The organism is Paenibacillus sp. 2RAB27, assembly GCF_052115445.1.
Taxonomy (GTDB): Bacteria; Bacillota; Bacilli; order Paenibacillales; family NBRC-103111; genus Paenibacillus_E.
Window position 1 is genome coordinate 208,357 of the sequence record NZ_JBFRGR010000005.1, and the last position, 25,151, is coordinate 233,507.

General features: G+C 42.9%; 28 protein-coding genes. 19 read left to right on the forward strand and 9 right to left on the reverse strand.

All coding sequences use genetic code 11. The features are described from left to right. The first annotated feature begins 65 nt into the window (after positions 1–65). Genes AB4114_RS09915 through AB4114_RS09925 form a run of 3 tightly spaced genes read left to right on the forward strand, consistent with a single transcriptional unit; the run spans position 66 to position 2,159 of the window. Positions 66–491, forward strand: a complete 426-nt coding sequence (locus AB4114_RS09915) for an FMN-binding protein (protein ID WP_441988311.1) — start codon at positions 66–68, stop codon at positions 489–491. Positions 492–520: 29 nt separating this feature from the next. Then, a complete protein-coding gene (locus AB4114_RS09920) occupies positions 521–1,384 on the forward strand; it encodes an FAD:protein FMN transferase (protein ID WP_441988312.1) in 864 nt (287 codons plus the stop codon). Position 1,385: 1 nt separating this feature from the next. Continuing rightward, complete coding sequence (locus AB4114_RS09925) at positions 1,386–2,159, forward strand: RnfABCDGE type electron transport complex subunit D (RefSeq protein ID WP_441988313.1); 774 nt, start codon at positions 1,386–1,388, stop codon at positions 2,157–2,159. Between the two features lie 156 nt (positions 2,160–2,315). On the opposite strand, the gene AB4114_RS09930 is transcribed toward AB4114_RS09925, so the two are convergent. Next, positions 2,316–2,783 carry a ferritin-like domain-containing protein gene (locus tag AB4114_RS09930; protein ID WP_441988314.1) on the reverse strand — a complete coding sequence of 156 codons (468 nt, stop codon included), beginning with the start codon at positions 2,781–2,783 and terminating at the stop codon, positions 2,316–2,318. 388 nt (positions 2,784–3,171) lie between these two features. On the opposite strand from AB4114_RS09930, the gene AB4114_RS09935 reads away from it, so the two are divergent. The 4 genes from AB4114_RS09935 to AB4114_RS09950 all read left to right on the forward strand — a co-directional run bounded on the left by AB4114_RS09935 (position 3,172) and on the right by AB4114_RS09950 (position 8,335). Then, a complete protein-coding gene (locus AB4114_RS09935; protein ID WP_441988315.1) occupies positions 3,172–6,249 on the forward strand; it encodes an efflux RND transporter permease subunit in 3,078 nt (1,025 codons plus the stop codon). Positions 6,250–6,448: 199 nt separating this feature from the next. Continuing rightward, positions 6,449–6,982 (forward strand): RNA polymerase sigma factor, encoded by a 534-nt coding sequence (locus AB4114_RS09940; RefSeq protein ID WP_441988316.1) that lies wholly within the window; start codon positions 6,449–6,451, stop codon positions 6,980–6,982. Position 6,983: 1 nt separating this feature from the next. After that, on the forward strand, positions 6,984–7,493 hold the full coding sequence (locus AB4114_RS09945; RefSeq protein ID WP_441988317.1) for an anti-sigma factor family protein: 510 nt from the start codon (positions 6,984–6,986) through the stop codon (positions 7,491–7,493). Then, positions 7,490–8,335, forward strand: coding sequence for a hypothetical protein (locus AB4114_RS09950; protein WP_441988318.1), 846 nt, complete (start codon positions 7,490–7,492; stop codon positions 8,333–8,335). Before AB4114_RS09945 ends, AB4114_RS09950 begins: the two co-directional genes overlap by 4 nt. 136 nt (positions 8,336–8,471) lie before the next feature. Here the strand turns inward: AB4114_RS09950 and AB4114_RS09955 are convergent, their stop codons facing one another. The 7 genes from AB4114_RS09955 to AB4114_RS09985 all read right to left on the reverse strand — a co-directional run bounded on the left by AB4114_RS09955 (position 8,472) and on the right by AB4114_RS09985 (position 13,325). Then, the gene (locus AB4114_RS09955) at positions 8,472–9,638 is read right to left on the reverse strand and encodes a chromate transporter (protein ID WP_441988418.1); all 1,167 of its coding nucleotides are present in this window, start codon (positions 9,636–9,638) and stop codon (positions 8,472–8,474) included. 123 nt (positions 9,639–9,761) lie between these two features. Next, a complete protein-coding gene (locus tag AB4114_RS09960) occupies positions 9,762–10,196 on the reverse strand; it encodes a protein-tyrosine phosphatase family protein (RefSeq protein WP_441988319.1) in 435 nt (144 codons plus the stop codon). A gap of 10 nt (positions 10,197–10,206) precedes the next feature. Further along, on the reverse strand, positions 10,207–10,683 hold the full coding sequence (locus AB4114_RS09965; protein ID WP_441988320.1) for an ArsI/CadI family heavy metal resistance metalloenzyme: 477 nt from the start codon (positions 10,681–10,683) through the stop codon (positions 10,207–10,209). A 1-nt stretch (position 10,684) separates the two neighbouring features. Beyond that, complete coding sequence (arsC, locus tag AB4114_RS09970) at positions 10,685–11,113, reverse strand: arsenate reductase (thioredoxin) (RefSeq protein WP_441988321.1); 429 nt, start codon at positions 11,111–11,113, stop codon at positions 10,685–10,687. Positions 11,114–11,140: 27 nt separating this feature from the next. Then, entirely contained in the window at positions 11,141–12,562 is a 1,422-nt protein-coding gene (locus AB4114_RS09975) for an arsenic transporter (protein WP_441988322.1), read from the reverse strand. An 8-nt stretch (positions 12,563–12,570) separates the two neighbouring features. Further along, positions 12,571–12,894, reverse strand: a complete 324-nt coding sequence (locus tag AB4114_RS09980) for an ArsR/SmtB family transcription factor (RefSeq protein WP_441988323.1) — start codon at positions 12,892–12,894, stop codon at positions 12,571–12,573. Positions 12,895–12,908: 14 nt separating this feature from the next. Continuing rightward, complete coding sequence (locus tag AB4114_RS09985; protein WP_441988324.1) at positions 12,909–13,325, reverse strand: arsenate reductase ArsC; 417 nt, start codon at positions 13,323–13,325, stop codon at positions 12,909–12,911. Between the two features lie 187 nt (positions 13,326–13,512). Between AB4114_RS09985 and AB4114_RS09990 the strand changes: the two genes are divergently transcribed. From AB4114_RS09990 to AB4114_RS10015, 6 genes are all read left to right on the forward strand, one after another. Further along, a complete protein-coding gene (locus AB4114_RS09990) occupies positions 13,513–13,857 on the forward strand; it encodes an ArsR/SmtB family transcription factor (protein ID WP_441988325.1) in 345 nt (114 codons plus the stop codon). Positions 13,858–13,920: 63 nt separating this feature from the next. Next, entirely contained in the window at positions 13,921–15,339 is a 1,419-nt protein-coding gene (locus AB4114_RS09995; protein WP_441988326.1) for an NAD(P)-binding domain-containing protein, read from the forward strand. A 358-nt stretch (positions 15,340–15,697) separates the two neighbouring features. Further along, positions 15,698–17,224 (forward strand): spore germination protein, encoded by a 1,527-nt coding sequence (locus tag AB4114_RS10000; RefSeq protein ID WP_441988327.1) that lies wholly within the window; start codon positions 15,698–15,700, stop codon positions 17,222–17,224. 20 nt (positions 17,225–17,244) lie between these two features. After that, entirely contained in the window at positions 17,245–18,402 is a 1,158-nt protein-coding gene (locus AB4114_RS10005; protein WP_441988328.1) for a Ger(x)C family spore germination protein, read from the forward strand. Positions 18,403–18,418: 16 nt separating this feature from the next. Continuing rightward, a complete protein-coding gene (locus tag AB4114_RS10010) occupies positions 18,419–19,528 on the forward strand; it encodes a GerAB/ArcD/ProY family transporter (protein WP_441988329.1) in 1,110 nt (369 codons plus the stop codon). A gap of 8 nt (positions 19,529–19,536) precedes the next feature. Then, a complete protein-coding gene (locus tag AB4114_RS10015; protein WP_441988330.1) occupies positions 19,537–19,686 on the forward strand; it encodes a hypothetical protein in 150 nt (49 codons plus the stop codon). Between the two features lie 203 nt (positions 19,687–19,889). Here the strand turns inward: AB4114_RS10015 and ku are convergent, their stop codons facing one another. Beyond that, positions 19,890–20,771, reverse strand: a complete 882-nt coding sequence (gene ku, locus AB4114_RS10020; RefSeq protein ID WP_441988331.1) for a non-homologous end joining protein Ku — start codon at positions 20,769–20,771, stop codon at positions 19,890–19,892. A 157-nt stretch (positions 20,772–20,928) separates the two neighbouring features. On the opposite strand from ku, the gene AB4114_RS10025 reads away from it, so the two are divergent. From AB4114_RS10025 to rimI, 6 genes are all read left to right on the forward strand, one after another. Next, positions 20,929–21,114, forward strand: a complete 186-nt coding sequence (locus tag AB4114_RS10025) for a hypothetical protein (RefSeq protein ID WP_441988332.1) — start codon at positions 20,929–20,931, stop codon at positions 21,112–21,114. Next, complete coding sequence (locus AB4114_RS10030) at positions 21,111–21,293, forward strand: small, acid-soluble spore protein, H family (protein ID WP_441988333.1); 183 nt, start codon at positions 21,111–21,113, stop codon at positions 21,291–21,293. Before AB4114_RS10025 ends, AB4114_RS10030 begins: the two co-directional genes overlap by 4 nt. Before the next feature lie 612 nt (positions 21,294–21,905). Further along, on the forward strand, positions 21,906–23,159 hold the full coding sequence (gene ltrA, locus AB4114_RS10035) for a group II intron reverse transcriptase/maturase (protein ID WP_441988419.1): 1,254 nt from the start codon (positions 21,906–21,908) through the stop codon (positions 23,157–23,159). 171 nt (positions 23,160–23,330) lie between these two features. Then, positions 23,331–23,837: a tRNA (adenosine(37)-N6)-threonylcarbamoyltransferase complex ATPase subunit type 1 TsaE gene (gene tsaE, locus AB4114_RS10040; RefSeq protein WP_441988334.1), complete on the forward strand. Its 507-nt coding sequence runs from the start codon at positions 23,331–23,333 to the stop codon at positions 23,835–23,837. After that, a complete protein-coding gene (gene tsaB, locus AB4114_RS10045) occupies positions 23,818–24,657 on the forward strand; it encodes a tRNA (adenosine(37)-N6)-threonylcarbamoyltransferase complex dimerization subunit type 1 TsaB (protein WP_441988335.1) in 840 nt (279 codons plus the stop codon). Before tsaE ends, tsaB begins: the two co-directional genes overlap by 20 nt. Then, complete coding sequence (gene rimI, locus AB4114_RS10050) at positions 24,630–25,133, forward strand: ribosomal protein S18-alanine N-acetyltransferase (protein WP_171632509.1); 504 nt, start codon at positions 24,630–24,632, stop codon at positions 25,131–25,133. Before tsaB ends, rimI begins: the two co-directional genes overlap by 28 nt. The last annotated feature ends 18 nt before the right edge of the window (positions 25,134–25,151 follow it).

Consider the following 25,151-nt stretch of genomic DNA (forward strand, 5'->3'; position numbering starts at 1 on the left):
TATCATTAATCAAGTAGATGATAGGTGAATTAGCATATAAGTACTGTAAGTTGGAGGAATGTACAATGGCCAAAATGGATAAAAAGTGGATAGTACTTTGTACTACAGCCATAGGCGTCATGTATAGCGCTGGGTATTTGACAACAGAAACACAAGCTACCTTACAGAAGCCTCAGCAGCAAATACAAGCCAATAATCAGTCAGTAAGCAAGCAGATCAAAAGTCAATATAAGAATGGCACCTTCGATGGAAGTGGAAGTAATCGACGTGGCTCGATTGGAGTTAAAGTGAGCATTACCAATGATAAAATAACCGATGTGGAAATTAGTCATTTTGCTATGCATTATTCCAAAAACGATGTTGTTGGATTACCTCAAGAAGTGATACAAAAGCAAAGTGCTCAAGTGCAGAATGTTTCAGGAGCAACGTATAGTACACAAGCCTTCCAAGATGCAATTGAAGACGCACTTATGCAAGCGCGGAATGTATAATGATCCATATTGTGAGAAAGTCCAAGTTAATGATGGATACTGTTATAGAGATTAAGGTCGTTACTTCCCTTGCAATGTCTGAGGTTGAACCTGTAATAGAGCAGGCTTTTGATGCATTTCGGAACGTAGAACAAGCTTGCAGCCGTTTCACTCCGGATAGTGAATTAATGAGAGCTTGTCTTCAGATAAGGACCCCTGTTCAGATCAGCTCCTGGTTATTTCAGCCATTGAAGTTTGCTTTGGAAGTGGCGGAATGGACACAAGGGATATTTGACCCCACAATAGGAAAAACAATGGAAGCTTATGGCTTCAATCGACATTATCTAACAGGAGAAACCTATTCAAACCTAGCTGCAGATAATGCATCCTATCGAGATATTGTCTTAAACGAATATGACCGAACGATGTACTTGCATAAGCCACTGGTGATTGATTTAGGTGCGGTTGCGAAAGGGTTTGCTATTGACCTTACATCCCAGATATTATCTAAATTTCAAGGTTTTGTAATTAATGCTGGTGGAGACCTTTATGCTGGAGGGCTAGATGAAACAGGTCATGCTTGGCGCATTGGAATTCAGCATCCGGTCTACAAGGAACATATTATAGACGTCATTGAAGTATCGAATGAAGCAGTATGTACTTCTGGCAGCTACGAGCGCAAAAGTAAAATAAGTGAAGACATCCATCATATTATTTACCCGAAAAGTAAACAGTCTCMCCATGAGTTGATTAGTTGCAGTATTGTGGCCCCATATGCGATGATGGCGGATGCCTTCTCAACTGTCGTATGTTTATATGGCTTGGATCAAGGCAAAAGTTTGATAAACGACTTGCAATTGAAGGGGATTTTGATTACGTCGAAGTTACATGTGGAAAGAGTAGGAGTGATATAAGGTGTCAACCCATCCATGGCATAAAAAACCGAAGAGCTATGTCATCATTTCMTTGGTTGGCCTTCTAATTATTGCCGCTATATTTTCATTAGATATAAAAGGAATTTATAATTCAATTATCGCTATAGTTACAGCAGTAGGGATTGATTTGATTTGTTTTCGTTTGGGCAAAAGAAAAAAATGGCTTCCGGATGGTGCAGTGATCACAGGGCTTATTATCGCCTTAATTTTAAGCACAGCAACCTCTTGGTATATTGCGGCTATTACTGTAACCATGGCTATTTTATCTAAGCATCTTCTTGTATATAAAAAGAAACCAGTATTTAATCCAGCAGCCTTCGGCTTACTCTTATCTATTCTTTTTTTTCAAACTGGACAGAGCTGGTGGGGCGCATTTGGAGATCTTCCAGCTTGGACAATTGGATTCCTTTTACTAGGGGGTTACTTGGTTACCAATCGTGTGAACAAATTCCCACAAGTGTTTGCATTTCTTTTTGCGTATTTTTTGTTATTACTCCTAATGGGGTTCATACATGTCGGAGAAGCTGCCGATGCATTTCGACCTCCTTTTATTAATGCTTCACTGTTCTTTGCTCTATTTATGTTGACTGACCCACCAACCTCACCAGTCTCCAATAAAGATCAAGTGATTTTTGGTTTGCTGAGCGCAATAGTAGGCGTTGTTATTTATGGTTTTTTTGGCGGCTTAATGTACTTATTTATCGGGCTGCTCATTAGTAATGCCTACCACTTGGTTAGATCTAGGAGAAAATAGTATTACTGAAAAAACCGCCTTTTTAAAAAGGCGGTTTTCTTATGGTCGAATCCAAAAGAAACACCAATGGTACAAAGGCCTGTATAATCTTAATATAAAAAAGCCAATATCGTCAGCCGTAGGCATTCGAATTGGCTTTTTATATGCATAAGATAATCATTTCCGATTCAATGTAAGCAAATAGTTGTATTTACTTGCATGTTTTTGCTCATCTAATATAATGCCATACAATGTATCGCGATAAATACCAGGGGGGAGACCAAACCATATAAGACGATATTTCTCAACTGCAGACCATTCACCTTGAATAGCTTGTTGTAATCCATCTGTATAAGAATGTACTTTTGGGTAGAGTTCATTACTAACACCATGTATCTCGTGCCCAGTAAAATCTCTGTAGATACCGCGAAACATCTGATTATGACCTCGTTCATCATCTCGTATGGAAGCTATAATGGCAGACTGTTCGGATGTTGGTGCAATCTTAATAAGTTCATCGTAGAACAACTCATCGTTTTGTTCACCCTGTACGGATGATTTCACTAATTCTAAAGCTTGTTGTAAATTTATATTCCAAATTGGTTGAAATGTGGAACGATATTCATATGGATATATCCAATACATTTTAATCCTCCAATGACCCCATGATGAGATCATTTTATGTGCGAATATCCCTTATTGTTCAAAAGTAACTACCTTTAGTACTAAAATAAAAAATATTTTTCTAGTGCGTTAGGAAAAACGATTGATCAGGATCTGCTACTCGTCAGATCCTCTTTTTTTGTCGAAAGAATATATGGAAAATTTACCAATTAATTATTTTGATCCATTCTGAACTTTAGCAGGATGAGCCCAGTCCTTTCATGTTGTAACAAGAGAAAACAAGAAAGAAGGCCATATAAATAAACATGTCTCTACTAAGGAGTGCTCTCTGTAAATACGTTACTAAAATGATTCAGCGGTATTTCCATGCTTTACTCGATAAAAGAAAAAACGAAATGGGGTTTGAGCAATGAAAAGAATAATTGAAGGTTCGATGCAAAGGGCGATTCTAGTTGTAGTCAGTATGCTGCTTATTCTGGCATGGGGAGGTGTCTCTGCCTTTCAAATGCAGCGTGATTATCTACCAGGCATTAATAATACAACACTGCTTGTTTCCGTACGTGCATCATCTTACCAGGCAGATCAAGTCAAACTAAATGTAACACCAAAACTAGAAGATGCCATTCGATCATCTGATGGCTTAATGGATGTAGAAACGAATTCCTATGACGGCGGACTTTTAATGAATCTGTACTATCCAATGGATTTTGATATGAAACAAGCAGAGAGTGACGTCAAACAAGCGATATCAAGCGCAGTTCTGCCAACTGACGTAGGGGCTCCGGTTATCACTCGTGTAACGACTAGTACATTTCCAATTTTGAGCTATAGCTTAACTTCAAACAGTACAAACATTGACGAAACTACACTTCGTTCTTCGGTCGAGGCTGATATAGCTAAACAACTGAAATCCGTTCCGGGCGTCGCAGATGTGCGTGTCACTGGAGCAGCAAACAATGGTTATGTTTTAAATGTTAGGATGCAGGATTTAACAAAGAGTGGTTTAACCATGGATGATTTGAATCAGTCGCTAGCCGCCGCGCTGCCGAATTGGTCCACTGGTAAAGTGTCTAACAATAAAGACTCGTTTCCATTAACCGTGAATGGTTGGAACTTAACAGACCAAGAGTTAAGCAATATTCCGATAAAAAACAAGCAAGGCACTAACGTCTCGCTCTCTAGCGTGGCTGATCTATCTCACTCTCTGACTGACATTAAAACCGTATCCCGCACTAACGGAAAAGCAAGCATCCTTTTAGATGTTCTGAAAACACCGTCATCGAATATTACGGACGTAGCAAAACTAGTCAAAGAACGCGTTGCACAAATAGCGCCGATTAAAAATAACGATGTTTCGTTAACTGTGATGCTCGATCGTGAACATGAATTAAATGCTTCCCTATTAGGACTTGTGCGCGAAGGACTTTTGGGTTGCCTGTTCTCTATGTTGTGCGTTTTCTTCTTCTTCCGGAATGTACGTTCAACACTGCTCATTGCTGTATCGCTGCCAATTTCACTGCTTGCCACGACGGCAGTTTTGAAATCGATGGGAATTACGCTTAACATTTTGACCGTGTCCGGACTGATTGTTGCAATGGGGAGAATTGTTGATGATTCCATTGTTGTTCTTGATAATATGTATCGAAAATATCAGGAGAATAAGGACCAATCCACTTTACATGTACTTTCATCTGCTGTAAAAGAAATGCTGCCAGCTATTTTTGCTTCTACCGCAACAACGATCGCTGTCTATGTACCTATTGCCATGGTTGGCGGTGTCATTAGCGCATCTTACTCTGGCTTTGCATGGTCTGTCGTCATTGCACTTATTGTATCTTTCTTTGTTGCGATGTTAGTCGTTCCAACTTTTGCATTTATGGGCTGGAGAAATGACACTTCGAAATCCGTAACACTTGAGCCCATGATGAAACCAGTTCTGCGTTTTGCATTTAGTCATAAAAAATGGATTACTTCGATTTCATTACTAATTTTCATCGTTGCTGCGATATTTGCAACTACACTTCCGGTGAGCCTGCTGCCTACGGCAAATTCGGGCGATGTAGCGATTCAAATTGAACTGCCGAAAGGAAGCGCACTTCCTGAAGTGGATACAGAAGTCCAAAAAGTTGAAGACGTGCTGAAGGTAAATCCGAATGTCGCTTCGTATTCAGCCAATTTCGGATCAACGATGATGCCACAAGCCGATGATGTATTTGATGCTGGGGGCGGATTTATTCAACTGCCGAACATAGCCAATATGACTGTTGCATTAAAGGATAAAAATAATGTAGATGCTGTCATTGCCGATTTACAAAAAACTTTACCCCAATTAAATCAAAAAGTAGTTTATACCGTATCGAATCAAAGTATTGCTGGTGATGATAAGCAGATGAAAATTATGCTTTCCGGAGCAGACCAGAAACTACTTGATGACGCGGCACAACTCGTTAGAAGCAAGTTAGTTGAAGTACAAGGTCTTAGCGTACAAGGGGCAACTGATCTAACAAACGGAACACCTAAATATGCAATTACACTCGATCGAGCGAAAACCCAGCAAGCTGGAGTGAACGTTCAGGACGTTACAAAAGTAATTGGGCAGTACATGATTGGCGGTAAAGACTTTGATATCCAGGTAGACCATAAGTTGATTCCGGTGGATATGTACATCACTCGTGTACCCAAAGCAAATGCTACGTCAACTGATGTGCTTGCAGCGCTTGCCGCTGAAACAGTAAGTGGTGCAAATGGGCAAAAAATCAGAATCGATCAATTGGCCACAATCGCGCCTAATCAAGCTCCCTCATCCATTCAAGAACGAGATGGGCAATCCTTCTCAACAGTGACCTTACAAATCACTTCAACAGATATCAGTAAAGTTTCAAACGCTATTGACCAGAAACTGAAAAGCATCGCACTACCAAGTGGAGTAACGTACTCAACAGGTGGTATCACTGAGCAAGTTAAACAAATGATTGTGGATATGTCCATTGCCGTTGCTTTTTCCATCTTACTCGTATTGCTGATTACTAGTGGAGTCTTTAAGGGGTGGAGAGCCCCTCTAGCCGTACTGTTAAGCATTCCACTAGCTCTAAGTGGTGTTGTGCTGGCCCTTATGCTCTTTGGAGGGGAATTGAACTTAGCTGCGCTTATCGGTGTCTTGATGTTAACCGGTATCGTCGTCACGAATGGCATTGTATTGATTGATAAAATTGAGAGAAACCGTAAAGAAGGGTTGGCTATTAAAGATGCGATTATGCAAGGCAGTCTCTCGCGGGTAAGACCGATCTTCATGACTGCAGGCACAACCATCTTAACGCTGTTGCCACTGGCATTGACCCATAGTTCAGATACCGTTATTTCGCAAACACTTGGTATCGTCGTGATCGGTGGGATGATTACTTCAACTTTAAATAGTTTCCTTGTCATTCCTACGTTTTATGAGTGGTTGGTAAAAAAGAATCCTAAGGCCAAAATCGATCAATCTTAAGGTGAGATTTAAGGTTTGACGAATGCCCTTGAGTATTAAGCTCAAGGGTATTTTTTATCAAAAGTATGCAAAAAGTAACAACGTATAAGATGAACTTCGATAGAAATTTATCGCATAATACGAAACAACAAGGTGAACTTTTTGACTTGATCTTATGTCTTTTGTATCGATGGATGGTACTGCGGGGGGAAGAATATGCGTGGATCAAGAATTATATGACTTAATTGCTAAGGCGAAAAGCGGTGACAAAGAAGCATTCGCCTTACTCGTCAAACGCTATAAAGATATCGTTTTTCGTTATTCCTATGGGATGCTCGCAGATCGTATGGATGCGGAGGATGTTGCTCAAGAAGCATTTGTTAAAGCCTTTTATTCACTTTCTAAATTAGATAATATATATGCTTTTGCATCGTGGTTAAAACGAATTGTATCCAATTTATGCTATGACCGAATTCAAAAGCAAAAGAAAACAAATTCAGTATGGGGCGAATTGATCGAAACACAGATTTCAAATAACGATATGGAACGAAGAGATCTCCAAATGACGATTGAAGAAGCGATGGGAAAATTGAGTCCTGAACACAGAGAAGCCATTGTCCTTAGGGAAATTGAAGGTTATTCTTATGATGAGATTTCGGGGATGCTAAACATTCCTCTCGGTACTGTAAAATCACGTATTAGTGCAGCGCGACTATTGTTACGTAAAGAAATGATTCGTGAATTGGAGGATTAAGATGTCAAACCATATAGAGGATCAGCTATCTGCCTACATGGATAACGAATTGTCTGAGGCTGAACGACGACAAGTCGAAGAACATTTGGATACATGCCCGGAATGTAGTGAATTGCTCAGCGATTTATCGGGAATTAAAACTCAAGTATTTACTGCCTACCATTCGATTGAGGCACCAGAAGGATTCGAAGACAAGGTAATAAACGCAATTGGTTTGAATGTTACACACGAAAATGTTTCTACAGGGAGCAATTGGCTATTGTTACCGCTAATCAGTGTTTTGTGTTTCATTACGATCGTTTTGGTAGTTATGGGATCATACCTATTTAAATTTGGTTCGATCATGCTTAAAATTGCTTATAATTTACTTCATGTATTCGGAGACATCTTAGGCTCGCACACTTATATCATTGCTGGGCTAATCGGGCTTTCTATTATTCTCATAGTGGCATCGAGTATTTCAATAAAACACTTGTTAAAAGCAAGTGGGTTTAAGGGGGCTAATTGGTGAAAAAGAAAAGGTTGATGTTCATTGCACTGATATTCTGTGCCCTTTTATTTACAATACCGACGAATGCTATGGCAAAAGGGATTTTTGAACATCAAGATACGGTTGTGCCTGCGAATCAGGTGGTTGATGATGTCGTGGTTGTCGGTGCAGATACGACCATTTGGGGAACTGTGAACGATTCAGTTATTGTTTTTAACGGAGACCTAAATTTAAAAGCATCAGCAAAGGTAAATGGTTTTGTTTTAGTTGTAGGTGGAAAAATACATCAAGAGCAAGGAGCATTCATATCAGATGAGATCATCAATTTATCTTTTGATAAAGCTACCCAAAATAGTCTGTTGATAGGTGGAGGACTAGTCATTGGGACATGGTTGTTGCAATTAACAGTCAGTATCATTTTGATATTACTGCCCTTATTAACAATACTGATCCTCAAACAGCGGATACAACCATTTATGACTCATGCGCGGCAGTCACCTGGTCACCTATTGTATATAGGTTTTTTCAGTAGTCTCATTTTGATAGCACTAACCGTACTTTTACTTGTTACAATCATAGGAATCCCTTTTGCAATTGTATTATTCGTTTTAGTATTGTTAGCTTTCATAATCGGTATGGCTGCTTTAAGCATTGTAGTGGGTGAAAAGATTCAAGGTACGTTTGGTCGTTCAAACTGGATTATTTCATTAACTGGTTTGATCTTATTGGTTTCACTCATGAACATTCCTCTTGTTGGGATGATACTATTCTTAGGTATATTACTTTTTTCCATAGGCATTGCGACTTTGTGGATTTTGGGAAAAATAAAAAGGAAACCTGTCGATTCAGATAAGCCTAAATAAGAAAAGGTCAATAAATGGTTCTTCTCACCATTTATTGACCTTTTCTTTTTATCTGCTTCAATCGACCATTTTCAAATTTCAGCAGCTTCGACGAGATGCCCAGAAATTGGAGACAAAATTTATAATTTTTCCGCTTTCACCAAACAAGTGAGATCAACGTCCCGCCAATCGCTCCTGAGATAACAACAACCCAAGGCGGCAATTTCCAAAAGACGAGCATCAAAAACAGTATCGAAGCCAAGGCAAAATCAACAGGAGCCAGAATCGCCGTCGTCCAAAGCGGATTATAAAGTGCCGCCAACAAGATGCCGACAACTGCTGCGTTAATCCCGAATAATGCTCCTTGAACTTTAGAGCTTCTCCGCAAGGAATTCCAGAAGGGCAGCGCCCCTACGATCAGAAGAAAGGCTGGAAGAAAAATAGCCACTGTTGCGATAAAAGCACCTGTAACTCCACTAATCATCGCTCCCAAGTAACCGGCAAAGGTAAATAACGGTCCGGGTACGGCTTGGGCCGCGCCATATCCCGCTAAAAAGTCCGCCTTGCTGATCCACCCTGTCGGCACAACTTCCCTTTCAAGCAACGGAAGAACGACATGCCCACCGCCAAAAACAAGAGACCCTGACCGATAGAAGCTATCGAATAAGGACAGCCAGTCCGCGACAACAAATTGGCGAAGCAACGGCAGCAGTATCAGAAGTCCAAAGAAGACTGCTAAGCATAGGACTGCAAAGCTGCGGCTTATGGGAACAGTCAGGTTTGTTGATTCAGGAATAACCGTTTTTCTATATAACATCATACCAACAAAGCCCGCAATAACAATAAGCAAGACTTGGCTAAAAGCAGTCTGCCATAAGAGGGTAGCGGACGAAGCAATGATTGCGATTGTTACCCTGTTGCGGTCAGGAGCAAGTTTTTGTCCCATGCCAAGTATGKCCTGAGCAACAATGGCTACAGCGACTATCTTAAGACCGTGAATCCATCCAGCGTTACCGATATCAAATCCCTGAAATAGGAAGGCGAACGAAACCAGCGCAATAATTGATGGCAGCGTAAATCCAAGCCAAGCGATCAATCCCCCGAGCAATCCAGCACGGATAACGCCGATTCCAATGCCGACCTGACTGCTGGCAGGACCGGGCAAAAACTGGCATAGTGCGACCAAATCCGCATAGCTTCGTTCGTCCAACCACTTACGGCGGCTTATATATTCTTGATGAAAATAACCAAGATGAGCGATCGGTCCTCCGAAGGAAGTAAGCCCGAGTTTTGTCGATACAACTAATACTTCCAGTAGAGCCATCCATTTGCTTATGGGTTCATGTTGTATTGCGACTTCATTTTTTTGCACGCGATGTTATTCCTCCTTAGCAGATGGATTACTTGCAGGCCTCGTTAGCAAAAAAATGCAAGGGGACCCATCAAATTATTTGTTAAATAATTTCTCAAGTGCCTCACGCTGAGGTTGTTTAATATTAATTACCGTGCGAATGCTTTTCACTAATTTTTCAGCATCTTCGATATTGTCGCTTTTACCTAAAGTAAGCATGGTGCCAATTGCTACTGCACCAGTACGTCCTTTCCCACCACCGCAATGGAATCCAACCTTTTTACCGCTCTTATACGCCTCTACAACGTAATTTATAGCTTGTTGGAATAGTTGGTCTTGTGGATCTTCTGCATTGTCACCAAGCGGCACCTGAAGCCATTCTACGCCATCTGTAGGATAGGCACACTCCGTTGCTTCACCACGCAAATCGACTACAACCTCAACGTTCTCGTTTTTAACCATAGCCTCGACGTCTGCAGCTCCGCCAAAAAATATTTTGTCATCAACAAGTGCTTGATAATTTTTCTCCATAATGATCTCCTTACTTTTTCTTAAAGGGTGTGAATTCAATTGTTACAGGCGTGGACGGTGCAGAAGGAGGAGCACAACATAGAGACATATCTTGCAAATCCCCTGCAGATTCAAACTCCGAATCCTCTTTGGTGTAAAAAATTTCCCAAGCATTACCGTCCGGATCATAAACCCAGACTTTATCCTGAACTGCATAACAGCATGTTGTGTTCATTTCATCAATGAGAAGAAGTCCGCTTTGTCTTAAACGTTCGCCCATAGCCAGAACGTCTTCCGTGTTATCCACCTGGAATCCCAAATGATTTAGAACACCTTTTTTCTCAAAAGGACGAACATTTAAAGAAAAATGAAGGGCTGGATCATCCAACTCGAATTTAGCGTAGTTGTCTTTTACTTTGGTAGGCTCTGTACCAAAGAAAGCACGGTAAAAATCAAGCGACTTCTGAAGCTCAGAACAGTTAACCGCAACGTGCATTCTTTTGATCATCTTACTTGCCTTCTTTCACGAATTGTTCGATCCGGCTTTTAATAGAATCACGAACTTCACGGAATTTAGCTGTAATTTCTTCTTCCGTCCCAGTTGCTTTGGCAGGGTCTTCAAACCCCCAGTGCCATCTTTGCGCCTTGTCATTACGCACTACAGGGCAGTGTTCGTCAGCGTGACCACACAATGTAATAATGTAATCAGCGCTGGATAGAATCTCGGTATCAATAACATCAGAGGTATTGTTTGAGATGTCGATTCCAGCTTCTTTCATCGTTGCCACTGCACGTGGGTTTAATCCGTGGGCTTCCAAGCCGGCACTTTTCACTTCATATTTGTCCCCACCCAAAGCTTTCAAATAGCCATCGGCGATTTGGCTGCGGCAAGAGTTTCCTGTGCAAAGAAAATATACGAATGGTTTTTTGTTTTCCATGGTTTCATTTCTCCTTTTTGTATGGGATCATCTAGGCTTAAGCGCCTTTTTGCCCTCCTTAATTTGTTTTGCACCAAAAAAAGTTTTTATGATCAGCGCGGCGACTACCAGAATTACTGCAATCGCAAAAATTAACAACCAAATATTCACGCTTGTTGTATTAATAACGTGAAGCCATAAATAAAGCCCAGTAAGGGTAATTAAGAGCGTTGGGACAGTAAGGATGATGCCTGTCTTAAAATAATTGCCCCATGTGATTTTTACACCTTTCGTAGATAGAACATGAAGCCATAAAAGGGTTGCGAGTGACCCGATTGGTGTTATCTTAGGTCCAAGATCGCTTCCAACAACATTGGCGTAAATCAGTGCTTCTCGTATAATACCGTCTGTATTTGTACCTTTGATAGCAAGTGCATCAATCATAACCGTCGGCATGTTATTCATGATGGAGGACAAAATAGCCGACAAGAAGCCCATTCCTACTGTTGCGACAAATAATCCTTGTCCTGCTAAGTTCTCAACTACCGTTCCTAGGGCATCCGTGAGACCGACGTTTTTAAGGCCATATACGACTACATACATGCCGATAGAGAATATGACTACAGCCCACGGAGCATCTTTAATCACTCGTTTTGTTTCGATCACTTTACTGGATCTAGCCATTAAAATGAAGATCAGTGCTACGACTCCTGCAATGATGGAAACAGGAATTTTAATAAATCCGCTGCTTACATATGCGACGAGAAGGATTCCAAGGATAACCCATGACATTCGGAAAAGCTTATGATCTTTAATGGCATCTGAAGGCGGTTTTAATTGCTTTATATCGTAATTCGTTGGTATGTCCTTTCTGAAGAAAACGAACAAGACAACCAAACTTGCCCCTAAAGAAAATAAGCTTGGGACAATCATGCGGCTCGCATAGGTGACAAAATCGATACCGAAGAAGTCCGCTGATACGATGTTCACTAAGTTGCTGACAACAAGAGGCAATGAAGTTGTATCCGCAATAAAACCACTTGCCATGATGAAAGGCAAAATCATTTTATCTGGCAGCTTCAACGCTCGGACCATCGCTAATACAATTGGCGTTAGAATTAACGCTGCGCCATCATTTGCAAAAAATGCAGCAACTGCCGCGCCTAATAAAATGACGTACACAAACATGAGCCGTCCGTTTCCTTTTGCAATCCTCGCCATATGCAAGGCAGCCCATTCAAAAAATCCAATATTGTCTAAGATTAAGGAAATGAGAATAATTGCGACAAAAGCTAGCGTCGCATTCCAAACGATGGATGTAACCGTCAGTACATCGTGGAGAGACACGACTTGGAAGATAAGAGCTAGGATAGCGCCAGCAGAAGCAGACCATCCGATGTTGAGGCCCTTAGGCTGCCAAATAACAAAAGTTAACGTAATAAGAAAAATAAGCACCGCAATGTAAGTCATGGTTCCTCCTAATCACAACAATTTAGATCTTCACAAGATATCGCATCCACTTTTTCTTTTTGGGATGGCAGGTGCTGAAAAAACTCGCTCAGAAAGGGTTTATCCTCAATATGTAAAGAATAAAAAACCCATTGGCCCTTTTTCGCTTCTTTTACTAAACCGCCGGCTTTCAGTTTTCGCATATGCTGACTCACATTGGGCTGACTTGTTTGTAAGAGTTCAACAAGCTCATATACACATAGCTCACGTTCTTTGAGCAGAGAGAGAATCGTCAATCTCATTTTGTCCCCAAGCAGCTTACACACGTCAGATAATTGTTCAATATCGGGCAAAATTACACGCTCCTTTAAATTGGCACATTCAATCCTTTTAAGAGTTCAATCACTTTCTTTTGTATTGTGTCACGTGTACGTCGAACTGACTGGATGTCATTTGAAAGTAATGGATCCTCAATATCCCAATCGACACTCGTGATACCAAAGGGTACAATGGGACAACGTTCTGCAACTTGCTGGCAGAGCTTTACAATCACATTCGATGCGATGAAATATTTCATATCAATTTTCTTAGAAGTATTTCCTGATAACTCAATCCCGACTTCCCTCATGACTTCTAGAGTTAAAGGATGAATATCATGCGGCTCTAGCCCTGCACTCTCGACAATAATGTGTTCCCCACCGTAAAATTTAGCAAATGCTTCTGCTATTTGACTTCGGCAGCGATTTTGAATACATAAAAAGTAAATACGAACTGGTTTCTTCATGATTATCTCAGCTCCATTATCATTTGTGAATTATTATATAATTATTCAGTTATATATAAAAGTTAAGGTTTTGTAAATCACAATTGAATTAATTAAATCAAAATAAATTGATTTAATCCTTGGATTCCCCGAATATTATGTGTTAAGATCGATTAATCAAATAAAATTGATTTAAGGAGGGGAGAAAATGATTAAAGAGCTTCCAGACGTTGATCAACGGTCAGCGACTGTTGATTTCTCAAAATATGAAGCTAAATTCAAAGCATTAGCTGATCAGAAAAGGCTTCAGATCATGTATGAGCTTACACAACGAGGAAACACCTGCGTATGTGACCTTACCGACATTGTTGAAATGCAACAGTCCAAATTGTCGTATCATTTAAAGATATTGATGGACGCCGGGCTGATCCGACGAGAGACGAGAGGCACTTGGAGCTATTACGAATTGAATACGGCGGAAGTGAACAATCTTCTTTCGCCTGAGCTCTGCTGCATTTTTCGTACAGACGAGGTTAAATCAAGCGGTTGTTGATAATCGCTTTTATTTTTAAAGGATTAATCAAAATAAGTTGATTAAATGTTGGAGGTAGGTTAGATGAGTGAATGTTGTGCAACTTCAATCCCGGTAGAATTTTCAGCTAAGCCGACAAAAGCTCCTTTTAGTGATCAAAGAAAATTACCCGTTGCCATCATCGGAGGAGGACCTGTGGGTTTAGCCGCAGCTTCTCATTTGGTCACCAAAGGGGAGTCATTTATTCTCTTTGAATCAGCTGAACATATTGCTGGTAATATCTCTACTTGGAGTCATGTGCGTGTCTTTTCCCCTTGGCAATATAATATCGATAAAGCAGCCAAGCAGCTACTAGAAGCAAGCGGATGGACAGCACCAGATAAGGGTGGGCTTCCGACCGGTGGGCAAATAATCGAACAGTATCTTGCACCGTTAGCCGAATTGCCCGAGATGAAACCATTCATCCATCTTCAAACGAAAGTTATCGCAGTCAGCCGCAAAGGGCTCAGCAAAATCAAAACAGCGAATCGTGAAAAGGTCCCATTCGTGCTGCACGTTCTTGAGAATGGCGAACAGAAAGTTTATGAAGCAAAAGCAGTCATCGATGCTTCAGGCACCTGGTCTTCGCCTAACCCTTCGGTATCGGAAGGAATCTGGACGGAGAGCGAGCTGAAGATCCAAAATAAAATTGCGTACGGGATTCCGGAAGTAATTAGCAAGGATCGAGATCGTTACGCGGGCAAGAACGTATTGGTGGTTGGCAGCGGGCATTCTGCCATTAATGCCTTGTTGGATCTGGGAAAGCTTAAGGACCAAGAACCGCAGACGAACCTATATTGGGTTATTCGGAAATCCATTGTTAATGAGGTGTATGGTGGACAGGAAAATGACGGTCTTCCCGAACGTGGAACACTCGGTACTCGATTGAAAAACCTAGTTACATCAGGCGATGTAGAAGTATACTCATCCTTCTTGGTTGAAAACTTTGAAATATCCGGTGAGAAAATCGTTGTTAACGGCAGTTGTAATGGAGAGTCGGTTCAGATTCATTCGATCGATGAGGTTATTAGCAATACAGGGTCTCGTCCTGATCTGAGTTTTCTCCGCGAGGTTAGAACAGATATCGATAGCGCCATTGAAAGTGTGAGTGCGCTGGCTCCACTTATTGATCCGAACATTCACAGCTGTGGTACGGTAAGACCTCATGGAGAAAAAGAACTGCGCCAGCCCGAACCCAATTTTTACATTGCAGGCTCCAAGAGCTATGGTCGCGCACCGACATTTCTGATGACTACGGGCTATGAGCAGGTCAGGTCCATTGTCGCAGCCCTTACAGGGGACTGGGAGGCTGCGGAGAAGGTGGAAGTGGAGTTGCCGGAGACCGGCGTATGCAGCACCAGTTACTTTGGAAAACAAAATGTTATTGAGGTCAGTCAATCGGAAGTAGACAGTTGCTGTGGTCCAACTTCCAGTGTAAAAACCTCTTCTTCGTGCTACGGATAAAAGTCTTTTCAAGTCGTTAGATAACAGACGTATTAAGCCGCGATTATTTGCTTATTACGTCTGTCGAAGTACAGCAGCATTCTTACCCATCCCACTTGATTTGACTCGTAAAATGAGTGCCAACTGGCCAATCATTCGTGCTAACTGGCTCAAATGGGAGGATTGGTTTAAAATCCATCGGTCATAACCCCTTTACATTGTCGTTATCCTACCATTCTTCACCAATTTAGGTTCTTTCAAGCAAGATGACATGGGCGGTCTGTTAAAATGCCCCTGCATTGGCAGTCACTGAATAGCCGTGTGATTTTGAGAGCATAACAATACCTAAATGACTGTGAGAATGAAAGGGGAGTTTTGAATGAATCAACCTTTTCCTGAGGACCCGAGTATAGACAAGGAAGTATTCCATACCTTGGTGTCGACGGAACTCTCCTCGAATATCCTTCATTTGCAAACCTTATTTACAGATTGTGATGATGTTGTTTTCGCGTCCATGCATATGGCGTGTGGCCTACAAGCATCTGTCCTATACTTGCGCGGAATGGTGAATGTAGAACTGCTTGATGGTCATGTCCTTGAACCACTTAAGAAAGCAAGCTCAGAAACCGTGACATCGATGGACAACGTGATGAACTGTATATCGATATCCCAGTATAAAGAACTGCGTATCATTGGTGAAGTTATCAATGACGTGCTTGGAGGTAAGGCAGTTTTACTGTTAGACACGGTCCAAGGGGCATTATCCATTGAGGTTTCGCAATTTGAAGGCAGGGCGGTAGAAGAGCCATTAGCAGAGTCTGTCGTCCGTGGTCCACGCGAAGGCTTTGTAGAATCTTTAATCGTAAATACGTCATTAATTCGAAAAAGGTTAAAGACACCCGCGTTAAAATTCGTTTCCTACACGCTTGGCAATTATTCGAAAACAAATGTCACAATGGCCTACATTCAGGGTATTGCCAAACCAGAGATCATTAGTAAAGTTTCGGAGCGAATCTCTCAAATTCAGCTGGAGGGGGTACTTGAGAGCGGTTACATCGAAGAAATGATCGAGAACAATATCTATTCACCTTTTCCCCAATTACAAACAACGGAACGTCCAGATGTGGCCGTATCAGGCCTGTTAGAAGGCCGCGTTGTCATCATTACAGATAATACGCCAATTGCTCTCATTGCTCCAACTACATTCTGGTCCCTTATGCAGTCCCCTGAAGATTATTATCAGCGTTTCCTGATTGGAAGCCTCATTCGTTGGCTTCGTTACACTTTTTTCCTAATTGCCATGTTAGCTCCGGCGATCTATGTGGCAGTGTTAACGTTTCATCATGAAATGGTGCCTACAACGCTGCTGCTTCGTGTTGCTAAATCTCGGGAGGAAATCCCTTTCCCTGCCTTAGTCGAAGCGTTGATTATGGAAGTTACCTTCGAAGCTTTGCGTGAAGCGGGAGTTCGTCTGCCTAGGCAAGTTGGTTCTGCTGTCAGTATTGTTGGTGCACTCGTCATTGGACAAGCGGCTATCCAAGCAGGCTTAGTATCTGCACCTATGGTTATGGTGGTAGCGATTACGGGCATTTCCTCGTTTATGATGCCGCAATACTCCGCAGGTATCTCCTTACGCATTCTTCGTTTTCCAATTATGATTTTATCCGGCATCTTAGGCTTGTTTGGTCTTATTCTGGGGTTGCTTCTAATCATTAGTCATCTGTGTATTCTCCGTTCTTTCGGTGTACCTTATTTGGCTCCATTTGCCCCGATTTATCCCAAAGGAATCAAAGATGTTTTGTTTCGTGCTCCCACTAGCAAAATGAATACACGTCCTGCCTTTTATGCTGACAAAAATAATTTGAAAAGGCAGCGTGAGCATCCGGATGAACGGAATGAGAATTAAGCGGTTAGGAGTGGCTAGCTATGAGGTTATTTGTATCTGTTCCAGTCATTTCACTGTGCGTCCTTCTCTTAACTGGTTGTTGGGATCGTGTTGAGGTGAACGATATGGCTTTTATCATAGCCGCTGGAATCGACAAGCTCACGGAGGATGAGATTGAAGTGACCGTTCAAGTGTTCATACCCAATCCGGCTGCTTCTTCGGGAGAAGGAGGGACAGGGCAAGGGAATGTGTACACGGTATCATCCAAAGGAAACTCCATGCCAGATGCATTATCGGAATTGCAAAAGAAGTTTCCTCGCTATTTCTCTTGGGGTCATGCCAAAGCTTACTTCTTTGGTGAAGGACTGGCTCGGAGTGGAATGTTTGATGATTTCGATTTCTTATTCAGGGATATTCAACCACGGGAACAGGCTAATTTCTTTGTATGCAGAGGAACAGCTAAGGAGCTGTTAGAAGCACAGAATGATCCGAATACCTATGAAACCTTAATTAAACTTTCGCAGAAGCCATTGATTCAGTCTGCCACCATGCATGATATCGAGGAAGTGTTGAGTGGGGAATCCGGTGCCTTCCTACTGCCGGTTGCGAATAAGAGTAAAATGATCACGAATCAAGTTAAAAAAACGATCCTGACCGTAGAAGGAATGTCGGTGATTAAAGAGGGGAAACTAGCTTGTTTCCTAACCCGAGATGAACAAATGGGGATTCGATTGTTGATTCATGAAGATCTTGGTCGTAATATAACGCTCACTGAACATGAAGCGGGTGGGAAAGTCGTGATCAAGATCATTAACACGGATCTTCATTTGCATCCTTCGATTGAGAACGGTATTTGGAAAATGACCGTGCAACTGGAATTAGAAGCGGATGTCGTTCAAAACTCGACCGCGCTCCTCCTCGCTAACGGATCTGACAATATGAGAAAGTTAGAAGAGCCATTCGATAAGAAGATCAAGGGAATTTTGAGAGATACGTTGCAACAGTTACAACATGATCAAAAGGCGGACGTACTCGGCTTTGCAAGGGCTTTTCATAAAAAATATCCACGGGAATGGAAGCAAGCCAAGGCGAATTGGAGCACCATCTTTCCAACGATGGACGTTCAGCTGGAAGTGAAAAGTACCATACAGAGACCAGGTATATCGAATTTTCCTTCCATGACCGGTCAGCAGAGATAGATAGGTGGGGTCATCAATGAGTGATATGGCATTATCGAATCGGCAAATATTCTGGATGATGGTTAGCATGCAAATTATTATGACAATCCTGCTCACGATTGCTCCTGCAGCACAAATTGCTAAACAGGATGCGTGGATTTCCATTCTACTCGCGACAGTAGCAGGGACGCTCATTGCTTATATATGTGGCAAACTTAGTACGATGTTCCCTGGGTTGACCATAGTCGAGTATAATCGCATTCTGCTTGGTAAATGGTTGGGGGGCTTAATTTCAGCCCTCTTCATCCTAGTGTGGCTTGTCATACTTACCGTGATTTTGAGACAATTCAGCTTATTCATTACAGGGACCATTATGCCGAAGACTCCTCTCTATGTCATTCAAATATCGATGCTTCTTGTCGTATTGTACCCTACCTTGCATGGTGTTGGTGTGTTGGCACGTATTTGTGAAGTTACAGGGCCGATTATCTTACTCTGCGTGTTGGGCCCAATGTTTCTAAGTATTAATCAATTGAAGTGGGATCGGCTGCTTCCGATTTACTTAGATAATGACATGATGATCCTGATGAAAGGAGCGCTTCCGACAGCTGCGTTCTTAGGAGATTGCATGATGATTATGATGTTGATCGCTTTTGTGGATAAGCGGAAGAACACTGTTAGATATGCGATAAGCGGGGTTATGCTCACAGGTGTCCTTACGGTGCTATCGATAATTGTCAGTATCCTGATGTTCGGTCCTCATGTCGCTGCTGGTTATCCCTATCCTATGCTTATGATCGTCCGTTCCATATCGATTGGCGGTATTATTGAAAATCTGGATGCGATTGTCGTTACGATCTGGATCATGAGTATATTCACCAAATTGGCACTGTATTTATTTGTAGCGAGTTATGGAACGTCACAACTGCTCGGCATCAGGAATTGGAAGATCGTCACCTGGATTACCGCTATCGTTGTGATGCTATTAACCTTCATACCTTTGAATTATGAGGAGATAACGATTATATTCCCTAAGGAAATAGCTGCTCGTTTCATTTTTCCTATTTTTATGGTCATATTGCCTGTGGTTCTGCTTATGCTGGCGCTGATGAGGAGTAGGAAGCTGAAAATGGCTTCTCGGGGATGAGTTGTTTGGTGATCGGAAAAGGTAGATGGGAATTGATTGGAGTAGGGAGTGAGGGGGTAGTTAAGAATTTAACTGGATTTTCTGATGTTAATTTGATCGAAAATGATGAATTTATCAACATAACTGGGTTTCCTACAGCTAATTTCGGAGAAATGTAAGGAATTGATCCAACCAGCAAGAATTAACATCAGGAAATCCAGCTAATTGAAAAATCGGGCGGATTTGTTCGAAATTAGCTGTAGTTTTTACAGTCAACTCAACTCAACTCAACTCAACTCAACTCAACTCAACTCTCAACCCCCTCAGAACAAAAGAAGTGCCCTGTCTTGGCATCCAAGACAGGGCACTTCTTTTATAGCTATCAAGTGACAGGCTCTTTGGCCTTTCGGGCCCGGGGCTTAGCCGCGGGCTTCTTCTCCGTCGTTATTGCCTCGGTTACGGAGGCATCCGCGCCAAGCGTTATTTTGCCATCGGACGGTTTCGTCGCGTTCAAGCTGGCTTGAAGTGCAGACATAAGATCGATGACGCTTGTTTTCTGCATCTGCGGTGCGGTTTGGATTTCTTCACCCGCCACTTTGTGCTCAATCGCGTCGAGTAGGCGGGCGCGGTACTCATCCTTATACTTCTCGGGTTCGAAAGGGGTGGAGAGCTGATTGATCAGCATTTTCGCCATCTCCATCTCCCGCTCATTCACGGTAACCTTCTCGGGAAGGTTAGGCACTCGCGAAATCGGACGAATTTCATCCGGATAGAAGATGGTTTCCATGGCAAGGCAATTTTCAATGACGCGGATGGCGGCTAGCGAGCTTTTGGAGCGGATGGACACCTTGGCGATACCGATTTTCCCCGTCTGGCGCATGGAATCAAGCAGCAGCATATAGGCACCAGCGCCTGTATCACCGGGGCCGAGGTAGTAAGTCTTTTGAAAATACACAGGGTCAATATCCGTTAAATTTACGAAGTCCAAAATCTTAATTTCCTTGTTCGCCTCGCCGGAGATTTCCTCCAGCTCATCTTTTTCAAAAAGAATAAAACGCCCGGGTTCAAACTCGTACCCTTTCGAAATTTCCTCCCACTCTACTTCCTTCTCGCAAGTCTGGCACTTTCGGACATAGGATAGCGGGGTAATACACGTTTTGTGAATATAGCGCATAGAGATATCTTTATCCTCTGTGGCTGAGAACATTTTAACAGGAACATGAACAAGCCCGAAGCTGATCGCGCCTTTCCACACGGTATGCATCGATGTAATTCCTCCCCAACATACATAATTGTACTAGTATTCTCTTGATACGTTACCTTTATACGGCAGGTAGTTAAGAGAATGGTTAGAGGGGAGTTTGGAGAGTTTATAAATGCAACATGATAACCCAAATAGCGAACCTAAGGAGGGATTACGGATGGCATCAGAATCAAATCTGTCGCAAGACACGAACAATGAAGATAGGGACGATTGTTATATGGACATTGATCGAATGATTAATGAGGGGCTTGKAGGCGGTAACGTCACCATGCAGGGTGGCTTAATTGAACACTCAACCACGGATACGATGGATTATCCGGAATCCGTACTGGATGAACCATGAATGTTCACCGTGCTCAGGAAATTTTAGCTGCAGATGAGAAAATTGAAGTGGATCTGAACGGTCTGGCTGTCTGGATTGACAGTGTAGACTCGGGGAAAGGCCTAGTCAAAGTACATGCGGAAGGCAATCCCGCAGATGCTCGGCTCGTCCCAGCTAGGGAGCTTGAAGAGGTACACTAAAGGTCCGCATGGGCAAAACAAGCCTTCTCCGATAGGGTATCGGGGAGGCTTTTTCTGTGCGCCCAGCATGGGCGCTATCTCTAGGGTTCAAGTCCCGAATGGTGAAGGCAGTAGTAGCCATAGCTTAAGGCAAGGGTGTCCATCGTGAGGTGGAATCTGAAGGAAGCCGGCGGCAAATCTCCGGTCTGAGGAACACGAACTCCATATAAGGCTAGCGTATGTTGGGTGAGACTGCAGAACAAGTTAAAGCCCTTACTGCCGAAGGCGTACGAGAGTAGATGGAGCAGATAGATGGAGAGGAAGATAGCGTTCTTACCTGGGGAGATCTGTACGGAACGCAAAGCTAACTTTGTAAACTTGTATGTGAATACAGGCTGAACGTACAGAAGTCAGCAGAAGCCATAGTACGTAAGGTGTTGCAACGCCTCGCGGAAGGGCTGAACATGAAGTAGGTATTTGTACATCAAGGCGTTCAGAGTGAGTAATGAAAGCAGAAAATCCGAAGGGACTTGTCTGAAGAAGGAAACGGTGAATCCGTGGGGGGCTTCGGAAGGGCAGAATTCATCTCTGGCACAAGAGGAAAGTGCAAATCACGTAAAGAGAGGTAAAAAAATGTTGGAGCAATTACTGTCGCGGGAAAATCTTCTACAAGCGTTAAAGCGTGTTGAAAGCAATAAGGGAAGCCATGGCGTAGATGGAATGTCCGTAAAATCCTTACGTGAACACATCAAACAAAACTGGCAGACAATACGGCAAGAAATAGAAACCTACCTACCGAGTCCTGTTCGTCGGGTCGAAATCCCGAAACCGAATGGCGGGACGCGGATGTTAGGCATACCTACCGTGACAGACCGACTGATCCAACAAGCAATTGCTCAGGTACTAACACCGTTGTTCGATCCACAGTTTTCCGAACATAGTTACGGGTTTCGCCCGAAAAGGCGAGGACACGATGCAGTGGAGAAGGCTAAAGTGTATATGACAGAGGGATACCGATTCGTCGTCGATCTTGATCTAGAAAAGTTCTTCGATCGTGTTCATCACGACAGGCTCATGATGAAACTTGCCTCAAGAGTAAAGGACAAGAAAGTTCTTCTACTCATACGGAAGTATCTACAAGCAGGTGTAATGGAGGATGGTTTGGTTAAACCGTCTGCGGAAGGAACGCCACAAGGCGGTCCGTTAAGTCCATTGTTATCCAACATTGTACTTGACGAATTAGACCAAGAGCTAGAGAAGCGTGGACACCGCTTCGTACGTTATGCGGACGACTGCAACATCTACGTGAAAACTAAAAGAGAGGGCGAACGAGTCAAGGCATCCGTATCCCAATTCATTGAAGTCAAGCTGAAACTTAAAGTGAACCAAGCCAAGAGTGCGGTGGATCGTCCTTGGAAACGTAAGTTTCTTGGATTTAGTTTTAGTGTGAACAAACAACCGAAAGTAAGGATTGCCAATCAATCTTTGCAGAAAGCTAAGGCACGAATTCGAGAGATAACCTCTCGGAAGAAGCCGATGAAGATGGAGCAGCGAATAAAAGAACTAAACCAGTATCTCATAGGGTGGTGCGGTTATTTCTCGCTTGCGGATACGCCAAGTATTCTGAAGGATATGGACAAATGGATTCGAAGAAGACTACGAATGTGTCTTTGGAAACAATGGAAGTCACCTAAAACCAAAGTAAAAAGGCTGTTATCTCTAGGGATTCCTAAAGATAAAGCATTTGAATGGGGAAATACCCGAAAAGGGTATTGGCGTATTGCAAGTAGTCCAATATTAACCCGAGCATTGGATAACCAATATTGGGAATTCAACGGTTTGAAGAGTCTATTGGACAGATACAACTTATTACGGAATATTTCATGAACCGCCGTATACCGAACGGTACGTACGGTGGTGTGAGAGGTCGGGGACTAGCCGTCCCCTCCTACTCGATCAATTCCGTATGCCCCGAGGGGAGCTTTTCTCAACGACAGGTTGCTGTCACCTGCTAGCGAGGACTATAATAGAAAAAGCACGCGCACGCGGAAGAAAGGGATGAGATCATTGGCTCAATCCACATTTAAGTTTCATTCTGAGCATGAAGCAGATACGGATAAACTGGGAACTCTATTATCAACGTATCTACAGCCAGGAACGGTCTTAACATTAGATGGAGATTTGGGTGCTGGCAAAACGAGATTCTCGCAAGGATTCGCCAGAGCGATGGGGATTTCGGAGCACGTAAACTCACCTACATTTACCATTATCAAAGAATACGAGGGAGCTGGACTCCCCTTCTACCATATGGATATGTATCGCATTTCGCAAGAGGAAGCAGATGAGTTGGGATTAGAGGACTATTTCTATGGGGCAGGTGTTACCCTGATTGAATGGTCGAGTTTAATTGAGGATCTGCTGCCACCTGATAGGTTAAGTATTACGATCACCCAAGAGGTTGATCAAACCCGCGTATTTCACTTGATTCCACACGGTTCGCCGTATGAGAGCTGGTGTGTACAGATGAAGGAGAACGGACATTTACATGACGGAACGGATAACTAATACGGGGCGATGCTTAGCGATCGATACCTCTACATCGGCAATGACAGTTGCTATATTGGAAAATGGACACCTGCTCGGGGAAATGAGCTCCCATGCAGAACGGAACCATTCTCTGGGATTGCTTCCCCACATTCAAGATTTGCTAGCTCGCTTAGGCATGAAGCCGAGAGATCTGCGCTCGGTTGCCGCCGGCCAAGGGCCAGGCTCGTATACAGGCGTGCGGATTGCTGTTTCTGTAGCCAAAACATTTGCGTGGTCGTTAGGACTTGACTTGATCGGCGTCTCTAGTTTGGAAGCTATGGCTATTGGTGGTTCTGTACAGAACGACTATATAGAAACTGGTTTAACATGGGTTGTTCCTCTGATGGATGGGAGGCGTAAGCAGGCCTTTACGGCTGTGTATGCTTTTGAAGGGACGACAGCAATTACGGCAACAAGAGAACCGGATGCAACTTGGCATGAAGTATTGCCTGATGGTATTCGAGTTATTGGAGCGTGGACGGAGCAGATTCTCTCGCAAGCTAGTCGTTTAGCTCCTGATCACATACTGTTCGTCGGTGAGACAGCAGGCTTTGCGGCTGAATTGGAGCAGTTTACGAAGGATTTTGCTGGTCATGTGAGCATAGTTCCCTATGGGATTGAAGCCGAGTATATTGGCTTGCTAGCTAATCCAAGATTAGCGCGGGGCGAGAAGTCAGACGTTCATTCGTTTGTACCGAATTACACAAGGCTTCCAGAAGCGGAAGCGAATCTGCTGGCTGGTCTGCAGACGAAGAAAGGGGATCTGTTATCATGGAACAAAGACAGCCGCATGCCATAGAAAATTCATTGGTATTCCGCTCAATGACCATGGAAGACATTCCTTTTATTGTCGAGATCGAGCAGGAGGCGTTCACGACACCTTGGACACGAGGTGCGTTTGAGAATGAGCTGACGAACAACCAGTTTGCGCATTATATGATTATGGACATCGATGGGGAAGTCGCGGGTTATGGCGGCATGTGGCTCATTATGGAGGAAGCACATGTCACGAACATCGCTGTAAAAGATACCTATCGCGGTCGCAAGCTAGGAGAAAGACTCCTGCGCGAGTTGATGAAAACATCCGCTTTCCTTGGTGCCATCCGCATCACTCTGGAAGTGAGAACTTCGAACTACGTGGCGCAAAATCTATACGAGAAACTAGGTTTTCGCTCCGTTGGTGTGCGTAGAGGGTATTATACAGATAATCGCGAGGACGCTGTCGTTATGTGGGCGGATCTGCCCAATCGTAGAAAGGATAGTCTCAAAGACTGAGGCTTTCAAATAGGTGAA

What these genes read in the sequence shown, in the direction of transcription:
- AB4114_RS09915 (WP_441988311.1), top strand. Translation starts at nt 66, where the DNA reads ATGGCCAAAATGGATAAAAAGTGGATAGTACTTTGTACTACAGCCATA.
- AB4114_RS09930 (WP_441988314.1), bottom strand. Translation starts at nt 2,783, where the DNA reads ATGTATTGGATATATCCATATGAATATCGTTCCACATTTCAACCAATT.
- AB4114_RS09935 (WP_441988315.1), top strand. Translation starts at nt 3,172, where the DNA reads ATGAAAAGAATAATTGAAGGTTCGATGCAAAGGGCGATTCTAGTTGTA.
- AB4114_RS09945 (WP_441988317.1), top strand. Translation starts at nt 6,984, where the DNA reads ATGTCAAACCATATAGAGGATCAGCTATCTGCCTACATGGATAACGAA.
- AB4114_RS09960 (WP_441988319.1), bottom strand. Translation starts at nt 10,196, where the DNA reads ATGGAGAAAAATTATCAAGCACTTGTTGATGACAAAATATTTTTTGGC.
- AB4114_RS09965 (WP_441988320.1), bottom strand. Translation starts at nt 10,683, where the DNA reads ATGATCAAAAGAATGCACGTTGCGGTTAACTGTTCTGAGCTTCAGAAG.
- arsC (WP_441988321.1), bottom strand. Translation starts at nt 11,113, where the DNA reads ATGGAAAACAAAAAACCATTCGTATATTTTCTTTGCACAGGAAACTCT.
- AB4114_RS09975 (WP_441988322.1), bottom strand. Translation starts at nt 12,562, where the DNA reads ATGACTTACATTGCGGTGCTTATTTTTCTTATTACGTTAACTTTTGTT.
- AB4114_RS09985 (WP_441988324.1), bottom strand. Translation starts at nt 13,325, where the DNA reads ATGAAGAAACCAGTTCGTATTTACTTTTTATGTATTCAAAATCGCTGC.
- AB4114_RS09990 (WP_441988325.1), top strand. Translation starts at nt 13,513, where the DNA reads ATGATTAAAGAGCTTCCAGACGTTGATCAACGGTCAGCGACTGTTGAT.
- AB4114_RS09995 (WP_441988326.1), top strand. Translation starts at nt 13,921, where the DNA reads ATGAGTGAATGTTGTGCAACTTCAATCCCGGTAGAATTTTCAGCTAAG.
- AB4114_RS10000 (WP_441988327.1), top strand. Translation starts at nt 15,698, where the DNA reads ATGAATCAACCTTTTCCTGAGGACCCGAGTATAGACAAGGAAGTATTC.
- AB4114_RS10005 (WP_441988328.1), top strand. Translation starts at nt 17,245, where the DNA reads ATGAGGTTATTTGTATCTGTTCCAGTCATTTCACTGTGCGTCCTTCTC.
- AB4114_RS10010 (WP_441988329.1), top strand. Translation starts at nt 18,419, where the DNA reads ATGAGTGATATGGCATTATCGAATCGGCAAATATTCTGGATGATGGTT.
- ku (WP_441988331.1), bottom strand. Translation starts at nt 20,771, where the DNA reads ATGCATACCGTGTGGAAAGGCGCGATCAGCTTCGGGCTTGTTCATGTT.
- AB4114_RS10030 (WP_441988333.1), top strand. Translation starts at nt 21,111, where the DNA reads ATGAATGTTCACCGTGCTCAGGAAATTTTAGCTGCAGATGAGAAAATT.
- ltrA (WP_441988419.1), top strand. Translation starts at nt 21,906, where the DNA reads ATGTTGGAGCAATTACTGTCGCGGGAAAATCTTCTACAAGCGTTAAAG.
- tsaE (WP_441988334.1), top strand. Translation starts at nt 23,331, where the DNA reads ATGAGATCATTGGCTCAATCCACATTTAAGTTTCATTCTGAGCATGAA.
- tsaB (WP_441988335.1), top strand. Translation starts at nt 23,818, where the DNA reads ATGACGGAACGGATAACTAATACGGGGCGATGCTTAGCGATCGATACC.
- rimI (WP_171632509.1), top strand. Translation starts at nt 24,630, where the DNA reads ATGGAACAAAGACAGCCGCATGCCATAGAAAATTCATTGGTATTCCGC.